The sequence below is a fragment of the Desulfovectis peckii genome (assembly GCF_055391705.1).
On the sequence record NZ_AP042409.1, the window covers coordinates 29047 to 45172 of the forward strand.

General features: G+C 46.4%; 15 protein-coding genes. 12 read left to right on the plus strand and 3 right to left on the minus strand.

Features of this window, described 5'->3' with window-relative positions:
• The first annotated feature begins 11 nt into the window (after positions 1-11).
• The 9 genes from prfB (at position 12) to ACZ5NG_RS00150 (ending at position 9961) form a co-directional block, all read left to right on the plus strand.
• Positions 12-1119, plus strand: a protein-coding gene (gene prfB / locus ACZ5NG_RS00110; RefSeq protein WP_464252014.1) for a peptide chain release factor 2 whose coding sequence is annotated in 2 segments (ribosomal slippage) — positions 12-80 and positions 82-1119 — 1107 coding nt in all. Because the reading frame shifts where the segments join, the coding sequence is not laid out codon by codon here.
• Positions 1120-1345: 226 nt separating this feature from the next.
• Positions 1346-2191, plus strand: coding sequence for a YitT family protein (locus ACZ5NG_RS00115; RefSeq protein WP_464252015.1), 846 nt, complete (start codon positions 1346-1348; stop codon positions 2189-2191).
• Positions 2192-2244: 53 nt separating this feature from the next.
• The gene (locus ACZ5NG_RS00120; protein ID WP_464252016.1) at positions 2245-3063 is read left to right on the plus strand and encodes a transketolase; all 819 of its coding nucleotides are present in this window, start codon (positions 2245-2247) and stop codon (positions 3061-3063) included.
• A gap of 445 nt (positions 3064-3508) precedes the next feature.
• Positions 3509-4459 carry a transketolase family protein gene (locus ACZ5NG_RS00125; protein WP_464252017.1) on the plus strand — a complete coding sequence of 317 codons (951 nt, stop codon included), beginning with the start codon at positions 3509-3511 and terminating at the stop codon, positions 4457-4459.
• A gap of 247 nt (positions 4460-4706) precedes the next feature.
• Positions 4707-5393 (plus strand): cell division ATP-binding protein FtsE, encoded by a 687-nt coding sequence (gene ftsE, locus ACZ5NG_RS00130; RefSeq protein ID WP_464252018.1) that lies wholly within the window; start codon positions 4707-4709, stop codon positions 5391-5393.
• Complete coding sequence (ftsX, locus tag ACZ5NG_RS00135) at positions 5383-6267, plus strand: permease-like cell division protein FtsX (protein ID WP_464252019.1); 885 nt, start codon at positions 5383-5385, stop codon at positions 6265-6267. Before ftsE ends, ftsX begins: the two co-directional genes overlap by 11 nt.
• A 12-nt stretch (positions 6268-6279) precedes the next feature.
• The gene (locus tag ACZ5NG_RS00140; RefSeq protein WP_464252020.1) at positions 6280-7416 is read left to right on the plus strand and encodes a murein hydrolase activator EnvC family protein; all 1137 of its coding nucleotides are present in this window, start codon (positions 6280-6282) and stop codon (positions 7414-7416) included.
• A 136-nt stretch (positions 7417-7552) separates the two neighbouring features.
• Positions 7553-8710, plus strand: a complete 1158-nt coding sequence (locus ACZ5NG_RS00145) for a S41 family peptidase (RefSeq protein WP_464252021.1) — start codon at positions 7553-7555, stop codon at positions 8708-8710.
• A 6-nt stretch (positions 8711-8716) separates the two neighbouring features.
• Complete coding sequence (locus ACZ5NG_RS00150) at positions 8717-9961, plus strand: PDZ domain-containing protein (RefSeq protein ID WP_464252022.1); 1245 nt, start codon at positions 8717-8719, stop codon at positions 9959-9961.
• A 120-nt stretch (positions 9962-10081) separates the two neighbouring features.
• Here ACZ5NG_RS00150 and ACZ5NG_RS00155 read toward each other — a convergent pair whose 3' ends face one another.
• Both ACZ5NG_RS00155 and ACZ5NG_RS00160 read right to left on the minus strand, forming a co-directional pair.
• The gene (locus tag ACZ5NG_RS00155) at positions 10082-10354 is read right to left on the minus strand and encodes a DUF3243 family protein (protein ID WP_464252023.1); all 273 of its coding nucleotides are present in this window, start codon (positions 10352-10354) and stop codon (positions 10082-10084) included.
• Between the two features lie 44 nt (positions 10355-10398).
• On the minus strand, positions 10399-10536 hold the full coding sequence (locus ACZ5NG_RS00160) for a hypothetical protein (RefSeq protein ID WP_464252024.1): 138 nt from the start codon (positions 10534-10536) through the stop codon (positions 10399-10401).
• Between the two features lie 156 nt (positions 10537-10692).
• Between ACZ5NG_RS00160 and ACZ5NG_RS00165 the strand changes: the two genes are divergently transcribed.
• The gene (locus tag ACZ5NG_RS00165) at positions 10693-11244 is read left to right on the plus strand and encodes a uracil-DNA glycosylase (protein WP_464252025.1); all 552 of its coding nucleotides are present in this window, start codon (positions 10693-10695) and stop codon (positions 11242-11244) included.
• On the opposite strand, the gene ACZ5NG_RS00170 is transcribed toward ACZ5NG_RS00165, so the two are convergent.
• Complete coding sequence (locus tag ACZ5NG_RS00170; RefSeq protein ID WP_464252026.1) at positions 11245-11514, minus strand: DUF2508 family protein; 270 nt, start codon at positions 11512-11514, stop codon at positions 11245-11247.
• A 122-nt stretch (positions 11515-11636) separates the two neighbouring features.
• On the opposite strand from ACZ5NG_RS00170, the gene ACZ5NG_RS00175 reads away from it, so the two are divergent.
• The gene (locus tag ACZ5NG_RS00175; protein ID WP_464252027.1) at positions 11637-13160 is read left to right on the plus strand and encodes a sugar ABC transporter substrate-binding protein; all 1524 of its coding nucleotides are present in this window, start codon (positions 11637-11639) and stop codon (positions 13158-13160) included.
• Between the two features lie 948 nt (positions 13161-14108).
• Positions 14109-16115 (plus strand): excinuclease ABC subunit UvrB, encoded by a 2007-nt coding sequence (uvrB, locus tag ACZ5NG_RS00180; protein ID WP_464252028.1) that lies wholly within the window; start codon positions 14109-14111, stop codon positions 16113-16115.
• Positions 16116-16126: the final 11 nt, after the last annotated feature.

A 16126-nucleotide genomic window follows, 5' to 3' on the forward strand; every position in this document is an offset into this window, starting at 1 on the left:
TGGAACAAATTATGTTTCCTGAATTAAAGAAAGATCTCACTGAGTTAGAGAAACGCATTGCGGATTTGAGGGTTTCTCTTTGACATAGAAAACAAAGAGAAAGAAACAGCCGAGTTACAGCAGCAAATGATGCAGCCGAACTTTTGGGATGATCAAGAAAAGGCGCATAAGGTAAATCAGAAAATTTCCCACAATCAAAGTTTAATTGATGATTATAATAAACTTAAGCATGCATTGGATGACCTGCTGGTGCTGATGGAATTGGCAGAAGAGGAAGAGGACGAAAGCATTGTTAAGGATGTTGGGCAGGAGTATAAAAAACTGCTGGGCCTGGTAGAAGATATGGAACTGCAAGTGCTGCTTAACGGCAAGTATGACCGAGGCGGTGCGATTATTTCTTTGCATGCCGGTGCCGGCGGCACGGAAGCGCAAGATTGGGTAGAAATGCTGTTGCGCATGTACTGCCGTTGGGCGGAGGATCACAAATATAAGGTAAGTATATTAGATATGCTGCCCGGTGATGAGGCGGGAATTAAAAGCGTTACTTTAGAAATCAACGGCCCGAACGCTTACGGTTATCTGCGGTCGGAAAGAGGGGTGCACCGCTTGGTGCGCATCTCGCCTTTTGACACTGCCGGCAGAAGGCATACTTCTTTTGCGTCAGTTGACGTGCTGCCCAATACGGAAGAGGATATTGACATTGAAATTAAAGAAGAGGATTTGAAGATTGACACCTTTCGTTCCGGCGGTGCCGGCGGGCAGCATGTAAATAAAACCGATTCGGCGGTACGCATTACGCACCTACCTACCGGTATTGTGGTAGCCTGTCAAAGCGAACGCTCGCAGATTATTAACCGCAACACCGCGATGAAGATGCTGAAAGCAAAGCTTTTGGACTTAGAGCTGCAGATAAGGGAGCAGGAACTGGCAGAGTTAAGAGGAGAGCAGCGGGAGATTGCCTGGGGCAGTCAAATTCGCTCTTATGTTTTTCATCCTTACAAATTGGTGAAAGACCACCGCACCAATGTAGAAGTGGGTAATGTTGATGCGGTGATGGACGGCGAAATTGACATGTTTATTAAGGCGTATTTAAAATATAAAGCGGTGCACAATAGTTAATTTGTTAGAGGCCGTCGCACAATTGTGCGGCGGCTTTTTTGTTGAAAAGGAATGTAACTTGACCGTTCTGTTTGCCGGTTTTATGTGTTATGTTGCATTAGGGCGCCAAGGCTATAGGCCAAAGGCAATAAATGCTGCAATAAATTACGCCGGCAGGAGGATTTCGGATTTTCGACACAGAATTTGGGAATTATACCCCTAGGCACTTTGCGCGGGGGGATGATGTTTGCTTAAAACTTTGGGCAACTTTGTGGGAGTGCTGGTGGGGGTAGTTATTACCGCTTTAGGGTTGGATTTGTTTTTAGTTCCGAATAAAATTGCGGCCGGCGGGTTTAGCGGCATTGCCACCATTGTGCATTATGTATTTGGGTTTCCTGTTGGTTTGGTAATGTTTGCCATGGATGTGCCGCTGTTTATTACCGGTGTTTTTAGGTTGGGTTGGGGGTTTGCACTGCGGTCATTGTTTGGTTCGGTAACGCTGGCCTTATCAGTAGATCTTTTGGCACCCTATTTATCTTCCCCTACCGATAATTTGCTTTTAGCCAGTATTTACGGAGGGGTTTTGAGCGGGCTGGGATTGGGTTTGGTATTTAGAAATAAAGGCAGTACCGGCGGGACGGACATGCTGGCGGCAATTTTGCGTTCTTTTACCAACCTGAACGTCGGCCAGCTGCTGTTTTTAATAGATTCGGCAGTAGTAATGGCAGCCGGGATAGTCTTTAAATCTTGGGAATTGGCAATGTATGCCTTTATCACTATTTTTATTACCTCTTGGGTAATTGACTTTGTGCAGCAGGGTGTTTCTTACGCCAAGGGCTTTATCATTATTACCAATAAGCCCCAGCTGGTAGCGGAGGCGATTATAAATGATCTCGACCGGGGAGCCACTGCCTGGAAGGCAAGGGGTATGTATACCGGGAATGAACGGGAGGTGCTGCTTTCGGTAGTACACCGCAGAGAGGTTACTAAGCTGAAAGAAATAGTATATAAAGCAGACCCTAAGGCTTTTGTGATTTTAGCCGATGTGCATGAAGTGCTGGGCGAAGGGTTTAAAAATATAGTTACTAAGTAGTATTTTAATTTTTTAAAGGTTGAAATAAAAAATATTTGGAGGGTGAAGATTTCATGAATAAGGAAAGACTGCAGCAACTGCAGTCCCAGGCTAAGGCAATTCGCCGGGATATTATCAGTATGTTGGGCAAAGCGGGCTCGGGGCACCCCGGCGGCTCACTTTCGGCAGCAGATATTGTCACCGCGCTGTATTTCGAAGTAATGAATATTAACCCACAAGAGCCCAACTGGCCGGATCGGGATCGCTTTGTGTTAAGTAAAGGGCATGCGGCACCGCTGCTTTATGCAGCATTAGCGGGACGGGGTTACTTCGATCCTGCGGAATTAGATACGTTGCGCAAATTTGGCAGTAAACTGCAGGGTCACCCGGATATGAGAATGTTACCGGGCGTGGAAATCTCTACCGGCTCGTTGGGACAGGGCTTGTCTGCCGCTTGCGGTATGGCCATGGCCGGCAAAATTGACGGTAAGGACTACCGCGTATATGTGCTGCTTGGAGACGGTGAAATTCAAGAAGGCCAAATTTGGGAAGCGGCAATGGCCGCCGCTCACTACAAGCTGGACAACCTGACGGCGTTTTTGGACCACAATAAAATGCAGATTGACGGACCGGTGGAAGAAGTAATGTCACCGGAGCCGATAGCAGATAAGTGGCGGGCTTTTGGCTGGCATGTAATCAATATTGACGGCCACGACATGGAGCAAATTTTAAAAGCGGTAGAAGAAGCAAAGCAAACCAAAGGGAAGCCAACCATGATTATTGCTGAAACCGTTAAAGGTAAAGGGGTATCTTTTATGGAAAATCAGGTAGGCTGGCACGGAAAAGCACCCAATGCGGAACAGGTTGAGCAGGCACTGGCTGAGCTGGCGTAGTTAAGAAACTTACATTTACGAAAAGGGGCGGACATGGAGAAACTATACCCCCAGATGAGCGACAATCGGTAAAATGTAGGGAATGGCCTTGGCGAACGGGTAGGGTTGCTTTCCTGCCCCTACGGGCCAAGGGCAATATTCCTTTGTGCGTCATGTTGCATTAGGCTGCCAAGGCATTTACCGAAGCAAACGATTAGCCGGCGCATTCAAAGAGCGACGCCGCCGGAGGATTAGCGCCGAGGACTGTTTGAGCGCAAGCGAGTTCCGCAGGCGCCCGGAGGCGGCGGAGCTCGTACAATTATATGTGCCGGCGTGTTTGCGAAGGTAAATCCTTGGCGGCCCAAAAGAAACGTTGCATTTACGAAACGAGTAGGAGTAGAATCCTGCCCCTACAGGCCAAAGGTAATATTGACGACTCTAAAATCTAATATTGGAGGATTGAACCGTGGAAACAAAAAAGATTGCTACCCGGGAAGCTTACGGCGAAACGCTGTTAGCTCTCGGTAAAGAAAATCCCAATATTGTGGTGTTGGATGCTGATTTATCTAAATCAACCAAAACCTATGATTTTAGTAAACATTATCCCGAGCGGTTTTTTAATATGGGTATTGCTGAAGCAAATATGATGGCTACCGCGGCCGGATTGGCCACTGCCGGCAAAATACCCTTTTGCAGTACCTTTGCGGTTTTTGCCACCGGGCGGGCTTTTGATCAGGTGCGCAACAGCATTGCTTGTCCCCACTTGAACGTAAAAATTGCCGCCACCCATGCCGGAGTAACGGTAGGTGAGGACGGCGGCTCGCACCAGTCAATTGAAGACATTGCTCTTATGCGGGCGCTGCCCGGCTTTACCATATTTGTTCCTGCCGATGCCATTGAAACCGATGCCTGCATTCGGGCGGCCGTGGAAATTGACGGTCCGGTGTATATCCGCTTGGGGCGTTCGGCAGTGCCGGTAATTCATGATCAGAACTTTAAATTTACCCCCGGCGAAGCGGTGCAATTGCGGGACGGCGATGCGGCAACAATTATAGCCACCGGCATAATGGTGGGCGAAGCCTTGAAGGCGGCAGATATAATGGCTCGCGAAGGCATTTATGTACGGGTATTGGACGTACATACCATTAAACCGCTGGATATTGCCGCTGTGGTTGATGCGGCCCGGGAAACCGGTGCGATAGTCACAGCGGAAGAGCACAGCATTATCGGCGGTTTAGGCAGTGCGGTGGCAGAGACCCTGTCTGAACTATATCCGGTGCCGATAAAAAGAGTAGGGGTGCGCGATGAGTTCGGCCAGTCCGGCAAGCCCGCCGAATTGCTGGAACACTTTGGCTTGACTGCCTCTCATATAGTTGAAGCCGTTGCTAACGTAATAGAAAAGAAAATGCGTAGATAAAGGGATTGGGCGTGTTCGCTTAGCGACACGCCCTTTATAATTTTCCTTTAAGTGCCCGGCACCGTTCTTATTTACCACATTTTACTTCAAAAAATTACCTTAATAGGAAAGGAATTTAGTTTAAAGTGTCGAAGGGTTAAAGATGTTATATTACGGAATCATTATATGTAAAAAACTAACTAAGCAGTTAACATATTCTGTCGGAAAGGATATACAGTGCTGGCTTAAGGTGGAGGGTTTTTGATCGGTGATACAATTTTTTAACGTAACAAAGATTTACGATAACGGAGTAAAAGCCCTTTCAGATATAACGGTACGCATTCGCAAAGGGGAGTTCGTTTTTTTAGTTGGACAAAGCGGGGCAGGTAAAACTACGCTGTTAAAGATGATTTATCGGGAAGTATTGCCTACCCGGGGTCAAGTGTTGTTTAACGGCAGAAATATATTGCGCCTGCGCCCGCGGGAAGTGCCCCATTTAAGAAGGAAAATAGGTATGGTATTTCAGGACTTTCGCTTGCTGCCCAATAAAACGGCTGCGGAAAATGTCAGTTTTGCCTTGGAAGTTACCGGTGCTTCCCGCCGTCACATACGGAAGGCGGTACCGGCAGCGCTGCAAAAGGTAGGAATGCTGGATAAGGCGCATCATTACCCGGCGCAGCTTTCCGGCGGTGAGCAGCAGCGGGTGGGGATTGCCCGGGCCATTGTCAATAACCCGATTATCATTTTGGCGGATGAGCCCACCGGCAACCTCGACCCTGATACATCAAAAGAAATTATGGATTTGTTTACCAGTATTAACCGCAGCGGTACCACTATTTTAATGGCAACGCACGCCTGGGATATTGTAAGGAACATGGACTGTCGGGTAATCAGCATGGATAAAGGCAGAATTGTCAGGGACGATGAAGGAGAGGTGTGCGGAATTGCGCGTTAGCAGCTTTGTATACTGCTGGCGGGAAGCATTGCTGTCACTGGTTCGCAACAGTTGGATGACTTTGGCATCCATTGCGATTGTCACAATATCATTGATTATTTTAGGTTCTTCGGTGCTGCTGGTTTATAATGCTGACTATTTAGCCGACAATCTGGAATCTAAATTAGAAATTAGTGTGTTTTTAGAAGAAGACATAGAAGCGGATGAAATTACCGAAATCGGTAAAAAAATAAGGGCTATGCCCGGTGTGGCGGAACAGCAGTTTGTTTCTAAAGATGCTGCTCTGCAGAGTATGAAAGAAAGTTTTGGCGACAATAAAGGGGTGCTGGACAACCTGCCGGAAAACCCCCTTTCTGATGCTTACCGGGTGAAGGCCGTTGATGCCAACCAAGTGCCAACGATAGCCAAAAACTTAGAAAAGCTGGCCGGTGTGGAGACCGTGCGCTACGGCAAAGGCACAGTAGAGAAGCTGTTGCTTATTACCCACTGGGTGCGCATAATAAGTTTTGGCTTAATGTTGGTGCTGGGCATTGCCGCCGTGTTTTTAATTGCCACTACCATTCGCATGTCGGTGTTTGCACGGCGGAATGAAATTAGCATTATGAAATATTTAGGTGCGACCAACTGGTACGTACGGGCGCCCTTTTTAATCGAGGGTATGCTGCTGGGGTTGATTGGGGCGGCCATTGCTGTAGCGGTAGTTCATTTTGGATACATGGCCTTAGTTAATCAACTAGCGGCAAACATTCCCTTCCTCAATGTGGTTACTGAAGCTGAAGTGCTCCCCGCTGTGGTTGGGATGCTGCTTGGCTTGGGTGTGTTGATTGGTGCCCTTGGCAGTATCGTATCAGTGCGGCGCTTTTTAAGAGTTTGATAGGGGTGACCGATGTTGCGCTTTCGTTTATGGAAGAGCATATTAGCTTTGGGAATAACGGCAAGTTTATTAATCGGCACGGTAACCGCCGCCAGCGGTTCTTCCGATTTGGGAAGCCAACTGCAGCAAATTCAACAGAAGCAACAGCAGGTTAAACAGAAGATAAATGAGCAAAAAGGTGAAGTGCGTGACTACACCAAGCAGGTAGCTGCCCTTAATGCGCAAATTAACCAAAAGGCCAATGAGCTTGCCGAGCTGAATAAACGGATTGAGAATACTCAAAGGCAGTTAGATAGAACGGAAGCTGAATTGCAGGAAACTGAAAGGGAATTGCAAGAGTATACCGAGCTGTTGATGAAACGGCTGAAGGGCATTCAGCATGCCGGCGAGATCAGCTATTTAGAGGTGCTGTTAGACTCACAAAGCTTTTTTGATTTCATCAATCGGGTAGAGTTAATAAACAAAGTGATAGCGCAAGATAAAGAAATAATGGATGAAGTGGCTAAGAAAATAGAACAGATTGAGGCAAAGAGAAATGACTTAGCCGCTAAAGTTAAAGAGCTGGCTGCAATGCGGCAGCAACAAGAACGTGCCCGACAGGAGTTGGCATCCCGTCAGTCTGAGCGGATGGAATTATTAAAAGCTGCAGAAGAAGATTTAAAGCAATTTGAGCGCCAGTTAGATCAGTTGGAGCAGCAGGAACAAGATATACTGCGCCGAATAGCAGCGCAAAACAGCAGTGGACAGGCCTATGTGGGCGGGGCTTTTACCTGGCCGGTGCCCGGTTATTACAGTATAAGCTCGCCCTTTGGCAATCGTTTACACCCGATACTAAAAACCTACCGCATGCACAACGGTATTGATATTCCTGCCCCTACCGGTGCCAATGTAGTTGCCGCTCAAAGCGGTACGGTAATTTCGGTAACTACTATGCAGGGCTACGGTAAAGTAGTGATGGTGGATCACGGCGGCGGGCTCACTACCTTGTACGCCCATCTGTCAGAGCAGCTGGTTAGTTACGGTCAGCAGGTAACTAAGGGGCAAGTGATTGGTAAAGTAGGCAGTACCGGATTATCTACCGGTCCGCACTTGGATTTTTCCGTGAGATTAAACGGCAATCCGGTTAATCCGATGAATTATTTGCAGTAAAAAAGGGCTTTTGATAAAGCCCTTTTATATTTTCATTACATATGAATTTGTGCTATCTGTTGCTTTAGTTGTAATTAATGGTAATGTGTTGTAGTATAATAACGTATAAAACCCAGTTAGAAAGGTGACGTGTTTGGTGAGGAAAAACATCTTCGGAGCCAGAGGGTTAATAAAGTTACTGGCAGTATTAGGGCTGGTTGTTTTTTTATTTTTGGGTTACGTTGGTTTTACTCTGGCCACAAACTACAATAATCTAGGCAATTTGGTAAGGGTAATTACCTTAATTAAAACTCATTATTTACATACGGTAGACACCGATTCGATGGTGGAAGGTGCAGTAAAGGGTTTGGTGGAATCATTGGATGACCCTTACTCCACTTATCTTGAGCCGCAAACTTTTAAACAATTAACCGAGCAAATACATGGTTCCTTTGGGGGCTTAGGAATTTTAGTCGGCATTGAAGATGAATATTTGAAAGTAGTGCGCCCATATGAAGGTACCCCTGCTGAAAGGGCAGGAATATTAGAAGGTGATATAATTACCCATATTGACAACAAAGATGTCAAAGGTGTGGGACTGGATACGGCAATTAGCTTAATGCGCGGACCGGTGGGCACAAAGGTTAAATTAACGATCCAAAGAGACCACGTGCCGCAGCCGCTGGAATTTACGCTGGTCCGTGAGGAAATTAGGCTTCCTACGGTAGAAGGGAAAGTACTGCCGGAAAACAAAGATATTGGCTATATTTTACTGGCTCAATTTACCGAGAACACTCCCGTTGAATTGTCTGAAACCCTTGATAAGTTGAAGAAGCAAAAAATTAAAGGGCTGATATTAGATTTGCGCAACAATCCCGGTGGTGAATTGCAGGCTGCCGTTCGGGTGGCAGATCAATTTATTGCCGAAGGCCCGATTGTGCACATTGACTACAAGACAGGCAGGGACCAAACCTTTAAGGCTGACAAATTGAGCTTGAATCTGCCACTGGTTGTGTTGCAAAATGAACATACAGCCAGTGCTGCGGAAATATTAGCCGGGGCAATTAAAGATCACGGTGTAGGTAAACTTGTCGGCACTACCACCTTCGGTAAAGGTGTTGTGCAGACCCTGTTTCCCCTGGACAACGGAGCAGGTTTAAAATTAACTACTGCCCGCTATTTAACGCCAAATCGTTATGATATTAATAAGCGAGGAATTCAACCTGATGTTAAGGTGCAAATGCCGGAAAATGCCGCTTCCGATGTTCAGCTGGAGAAAGCGGTTGAAATAATAGAAAAACAAATTGCAGGGTAAGTGAAAGTGTTTCCTATATTTGACATTTTCTCGCTAATTATAAAACAATTAATTTACTCTTTTACCGATCCGGTATTTACGCTGCTTTTTTTGGCAGTGGTTACTGTGGTGGCCCTTCAATACCGCCGGATGCAAAGAGAAAAGCAGAGGATTTTTAAGATTAACTACGGGCAATGGTGGCATGATGCTCTGCTGGCAACCGCATTTGGGTTTATTGGCGGCATTATTGGCAGTATGTTAATGGTTTTTGTGGGGCTAACCCTTTCCGGTGCCGGTTTGGGTTATCTTTGGCCGCTGGCTATTTTGCTAATGCTCATTGATGCCCGGTTTATTTGCTTTGCCTATGCCGGGGGAATAGTGGCCTTATCGAGTTTAATATTTGGCTGGCCGGATATCTCTGTTCCGCAGGTATTGGCTTTGATTGCCATCCTGCACATTATTGAAAGTTTATTGATTTTATTCAGCGGACATATGGGAGCGCTGCCTGCCTACATTAAGGTGAGCCGGCAGAAAATAATCGGTGGGTTTGTACTGCAGCGCTTTTGGCCGATTCCGGTGCTGGTATTGGTGGTTATCGGCTATATGTCCAACCCGGCGGAGGGTATATCCATGCCAGACTGGTGGCCGCTAATTAAGCCCGATGTGGCGGGTGACCCGGAAATGCTGCTTTATGCGCTTTTTCCGGTGCTGGCCGGTTTAGGTTACGGTGATATAGCAACCGCCCGTACTCCGCAAGAAAAATCCCGGTCTTCTGCTAAATACCTGGCAACATACAGTATTATACTGCTGATATTGGCCGTGTGGGCTGATTATTCTTACGTTGCAGCTGTGATTGCCGCACTGTTTTCGCCCCTTGGCCATGAAGCGGTAATTAATATTAATAAGCGCATTGAGTTAGCAAATCAGCCAATTTATGTGCCCCCGGATGATGGGGTAAAAGTGCTTGATGTTGTACCGGGCACTGTTGCCTGGAAGGCGGGAATACGTTCGGGCGATGTAATTTTAACGGTCAACGGAATGCCGGTATCTAACCGTGCTACGTTAGAATTTTATCTTAAAGATACCACCAATATTATAGAAATAAGCTATATCAGTGCCAAAGAACAAAAGTACTGCCGAGAACACTTAAATATTACTCCCGGCCGACCGTCCGGCATTATTACCGTTCCGGAGGGCAATGAAGGGTACACTGTGTCGGTTACCACGGAAGGTATTTTAAAACGCTATCTGAAGAAATTAAAAAAACGATAAGGAACGGCCTCCTCATCGTTTTGTCAAAGAAATGTTGTGTTTTAAGCAAAGGGGTTGGCGGATCGAACCAACCCCTTCAATTAAATAGGGCAGGATTGCTATTTGCCCACAGATTACATTTTATCTGCTCTTTTTGGCCAGTTTAGTCATCAAGCGAGCGATAACTTGTTGTTCTTCCGGATTAGCGACTTCCCACAGTTCTTTCATTACTCTTTGTTCCGGATTGCTGGGCGGTACCGATTCAGCCAGTATAGAACCCGCTTGGGCCGCTAAACTGTTAATGCGTTCTTCCGATAGGCCCAGTTCTTCGGCAAACTCTACTGCTTGTCCCAAGTAACTCTTCCAGCCTTCCCAGCTGCCGGTAACTTGTTTTAAATCAAAATTAAGTGCCAATGTTGGTTCCTCCTTTTGTATTGTCTATCATAAAATATAAATATTTATCTCATGCCCGATATTATGTAGTAACCTAAATACCCGACAACTATAATGCTAATAATATGCAACACCCACCAGCCGGGCTGAAAAGTTGCCCAGGTACCTAAATTTACTTCTTTTCTTTCTTTAACATCTGCCATGGGGAACACCTCCGTTCTGGCTTGTTGTTTTATTTTATTGTTTTAAAATTTAATGCTTTTTATGCAAAAAATAATAAGTACAGGTAATACTTGGGCAGGATTATTATTTTTGATGTTTAATTGAGTTGATTATGTTTTAGAAAGCGGTGAATAACGTTGACCTTAGATGAAATTAAAAAAAATATTGAAGGCTGTCGGCGCTGTTCTTTGGCTGAGAATCGTACAAATATAGTGTTTGGTGAGGGAAATCCGCAGGCTAAGTTAATGCTAATTGGCGAAGGACCGGGTAGAGACGAGGATCTTCAAGGCCGGCCCTTTGTGGGTGCAGCTGGGCAGTTGTTGGACAAAATACTGCAGGCTGCTGAAATTAAACGAGAAGATGTGTATATCGCCAACGTTGTAAAATGCCGTCCCCCCAATAACCGCGTGCCCAACCGCAAAGAAGCCGCAGCTTGTCTACCTTGGCTGTGGCAGCAAATTGAAACCATTCATCCCAAAATTATTGTGCTGTTGGGCAGTACCGCTTTGCAAAATTTAATTAAACCGGATGCCCGCATTACCAAGATGCGCGGTCAGTGGTTGATCAGTAAAAGTGGGGTAAAAATCATGCCTACCTACCATCCGGCGGCACTGCTGCGGGATGCCAGTAAGAAAAGGCCGGTGTGGGAGGATTTTAAAAAAATCAGGGATGAATACAAGAAGCTTTAATTATATCCAGGGAGCGGTTATACCTTCGCGACGGGCCTGCTGCAATAAGGCCATAAAGCGCCTTTCTTTTGCTTGGTATTCATGAATGGCGAAATCGATCATGTCCCGATCACAGATATTTAAATGCTGTAATGCCAGCTGCCAGTCTGCTTTGGCTTCTTCTATCATTTGTAACAACTCTGGCTTTTTCGGCCGGAGTTGTTTTCTTTTAAACAGGTAAGACAGAAAATCCAGCAGTTCGAAAAATTGATTAATTATTTTATTAAACATAGAGGCACCTCCTAATTAACCATATGCCGGTAAACAGCTGATTTATGAAGAAAAATTTACAAAAGATAAAAAAGCCCAAATTAAGCATAATACCATTAATGAGATTAATGAGAGGTGAGAGTATGTTTCACCGCCTAAACAGAAAATTAATGGTATGCTTAATTTTGGTATTGGCTGTGATTTTTACCGGCTGTTGGGGTGAAAAGGAAAAGAAGCCAATTGTTCAGCAGGGGCCGAAGATTGGGGTCAGCCTGGCAGATATGCAGCGGGACGGAAATCAGGTTATTAAGCAGGTGTTTGAACAGGCGAAGAAAAAGGATCGCGCTCAGATAACCTGGATGGATGCTAAAGGAGATCCGGTGCAGCAGCAAAAGGATATTCAAAAGCTAATTGAAGAGAAGGTTAAGGTAGTAATTTTGCAAGTGACCGATCCTTCCGTGGGCTCCCATTTGGTTGAGCAACTGGCGCAAAACAACATTAAAGTGATTGCTTTGGAAACCTTGCCGGAAAACACACCGGTTGATGCCTATATTACCTCTGATCACAGGCGTACCGGTGAGCTGCAGGTGCGCTACTTGCAAACGCTACTGCAGCAAAGCCGGCAGCTGTTGGAGCAGGGTAAGGTGATTATCAGTCCAGAGCAGCCTCAACAACAGCAGGGGCAGCAACAGGGCAGCCAGCAACAAGGTGGCCAGCAGCAAGGTGGTCAACAGCAGGGCAATCAGCAACAAGGCGGTCAACAACAAGCCGGCCGGCAGCAGATGATTATTCCGCCTCAGCAGCAGGCGGCAGCGGCGCTGCAGAACGGCTTGCCGATGAAAGTAGTAGTGCTTCAGGGCGACAGCGGTGATCAAATGGCCAAGGAAATTACCGCTGCGGTACAGAGTGGATTGGAAGGCATTGAAAACATTGATATTTTGCAAACCGCACCGCACCCGCGCTGGGATGAAAACCTGGCTAAGGCAACGATGCAGCAAATACTGAGTGAACATCCGGACATTGATGCGGTGTTGGCCAATGACAGCCATTTGGCCATGGCGGCGGTAGAAGTGCTAAAACAAACGGGCATGGAGCACCGGGTGATCACTGTCGGTGCCGGCGGTGCACCTAAGGCGGTACAGGCAATTGCCGGCGGTGATCATGATGCCGAAGTGGACAACCGTCCGGATATGTTGGCCCAACTGGCTTACGATGCGGCGAAAACAATGGCTGAGGGCAGAGCATTTCAATACGATACTATTATTGATAACGGTGATTACACCGTGCCGGCAAAAATTGTGCCGCCGCGCCTGGTTCATCAGCAGAATATTTATTTGCTGCAGGATCGCATGGAAGCAAAAGGCGAACAACAGCAAGGCGGTCAACAGCAACAGGGACAACAGCAGCAACAACAGCAGGCTCAGCAACAAGGACAACAACAGGGGCAGCAAGGGCAGCAGCAACAACAGCAAGGCCAGCAGGGTGGCCAACAAGGACAGCAGAAAACAAATCTGCGCATTACTACCAGTGACGGTAAGGTAGTGGAAGTGCAGATTGACGGGCAGGTGCAGTCTATCGAAAGTGATTCCGGCGGCGAGCAACAGCAGCAAAGCGGCCAAGGTGGCCAAGGCGGCGGAGGCCAAGGAGGTCAGGGTGGCGGAAGCTAAATTAAGGTTACATTTACAAGAAGGGGCGGGGTTATAACCCTGCCTATACAGTCGAAAGGTAAAATTATCGGTTGATTTGTAGGGGCCGGCTTCCATGCCGGCCCCTTTTGGCAAACGATTAGCCGGCTAATTCAAAGAGCATTGCTAACGGAGGATTAGCGCCGAGGACTGTTTGAGGAGCTTTGCTCCGAGTTCCACAGGCGCCCGGAGGCGGCGGAGCTCGTTCAAGTATATGTGCCGGCGTGTTTGTACTATCTAACTATCATATAAACTAAGGATGATAGTATAAGAAAACTATCGCTTCCGCCTGCGCCCTACGGGCTTGTCGGAAGCTTAGTTTTCTTTACGAAGGTAAATGCCTTGGCCGCCTACAAGCAAGGTTACTATAAGTGAAACGGGTAGGGATAGAACTCAACCCTACAGCCCATGGGTAAAATTACCGTCGGGAAGGGGCTTGACCCTTCCGTCCGGATATGGTAAAAGGGAACGGTTAAGTGATGTGACCCGTTAGATTTTTAGGTCTAACCTTTGGAGTCACATCATAAGACCGTTCCTTTCTTTCCTTTCTCTAACTAACGGTCTTTGATTTGCCGGCCTAGGTTATCAAATTCCTTGTAGAATACTTAAGCTCAAACTTATCTTGCTTTCCTTAATCCTTTACCAGAACATATGTTTGTGGTAAAGTAAGGGATAACAAGATGTTTGAAACCCGTAAAGTTGCCCCTTGGGCAATTAAAGATAGGATAAATCGGTTGTTTGAGTGTAACCCTATTTTCGCACAAATATGCAATGATAGCTTTCCTGGGTAACTATTTCTCTAACGGGAATGAGTTCGGCATTTCTTCTATAAATGTGGGGGCTTTACAGTTGCCTTTTGACTTATATGCTATAATTAATTCGGTTAAATAATTGTTAGATAACGCTCATCTTATGCGGAGGTGAAACGGAGTGAGCGGCAAATTTCAACTGGTTTCAGAATATAGCCCACGCGGTGATCAGCCAAAGGCAATTGCCCAACTGGTTGACGGGCTTAATAGGGGACTGAAGCACCAAACGCTTTTGGGGGTTACCGGTTCAGGCAAAACATATACGATGGCTAATGTGATTGCGCAAGTAAATCGGCCTACCTTGGTGTTAGCGCCGAATAAAACACTGGCTGCTCAGCTGTGCAGCGAGTTTAAAGAGTTTTTTCCCCACAATGCGGTAGAGTATTTTGTCAGTTATTTTGACTATTACCAGCCGGAGGCCTACATACCGCAGACCGATACCTACATTGAAAAAGACAGCAGTATTAATGATGAAATTGATAAGCTGCGCCACTCCGCAACTTGTGCACTGATTGAACGGCGGGATGTAATTGTTGTGGCCAGTGTTTCTTGTATTTACGGTTTAGGTAATCCGGATGAATACCGAAAATTGGTGCTGTCACTGCGTACAGGCGGCACTTACGATCGAGATGCCATTTTGCGTAAGTTGGTAGATATTCAGTATGATCGCAACGATGTTAATTTTACCCGTGGTACTTTTCGCGTGCGCGGTGATGTGATTGAAATCTTTCCCGCCTCAGCTACTGAAAAGGCATTACGGGTAGAAATGTTTGGTGATGAAATAGATCGCATAGTAGAATTTGATGTATTGACCGGTGAAATTTATGGCGAACGCAATCATATATGGGTTTTCCCGGCCAGTCACTACGCTACTTCCGGTGAAAAATTAGAAAAAGCCATTCAGTCTATTGAGGAGGAGTTACAGCAGCGTTTGAAAGAACTGCGAGAGCAGGGCAAGCTGTTGGAAGCCCAAAGACTGGAACAGCGCACCAAATATGACATTGAAATGATGCGGGCAGTGGGCTACTGCAGCGGTATTGAAAACTACAGCCGGCATCTTACCGGCCGTGCGCCGGGTGAACCGCCATATACTTTGCTGGACTTCTTTCCGGATGATTTTTTGTTAATTGTAGATGAATCACACGTAGCGATACCCCAGGTAGGGGGGATGTATCGAGGAGACCATTCCCGCAAAACTACTTTGGTGGAGCACGGCTTTCGCCTGCCTTCAGCACTGGATAACCGCCCGCTGAAGTTTGAGGAATTTGCCGAACGTGTCAATCAATGTATTTATGTTTCGGCAACACCCGGCCCCTATGAGTTGGAACACAGCGAGCAGATAGTGGAACAAATTATTCGGCCTACCGGATTGGTGGATCCGGAAATCAGCGTGCGGCCGACCAAAGGACAAATTGACGATTTGCTGGCTGAAATCCAATTGCGGGTAGAGCGGGATGAGCGGGTGCTGGTTACTACGTTGACGAAAAAGATGGCAGAAGATTTAACTGATTATTTTCGTGAAATGGGTGTTAAAGTGCGCTATTTGCATGCCGATATTGGCACCATTGAACGGATGGAAATTTTGCGCGACTTGCGCTTAGGTGAATTTGATGTGCTGGTAGGAATTAACCTGCTGCGTGAGGGCTTAGACTTGCCTGAGGTAAGTTTAGTGGCCATTTTAGATGCAGATAAAGAAGGTTATTTGCGCAGTGAACGTTCACTGATCCAAACTATTGGCCGGGCGGCACGTAATGCCGAGGGCAAGGTAATTATGTATGCCGACCGGATTACTATGTCGATGCGCAAAGCGATTGATGAAACGGAAAGAAGACGTCGAAAACAAATTGCTTATAACGCTGAGCACAACATTGTGCCGCAAACAGTTCGCAAAGCGGTGCGTGATATAATTGAAGCCACAAAGGTGGCGGAAGCGCCGGCTAAATACAATATCAATAAGCCGGTAGATAAAATGAGCAAGAAAGATTTGAAGAAATTAATCGCTGATTTAGAGAAAGAGATGAAGCAAAAGGCCAGGGAGCTGGCATTTGAAGAAGCGGCACAATTGCGGGATGTAATTTTCGAGTTGAGACTGAAACTGCGCGGTCTTAAGCCGCTAGAGCAATTATAAAATACGGAGGA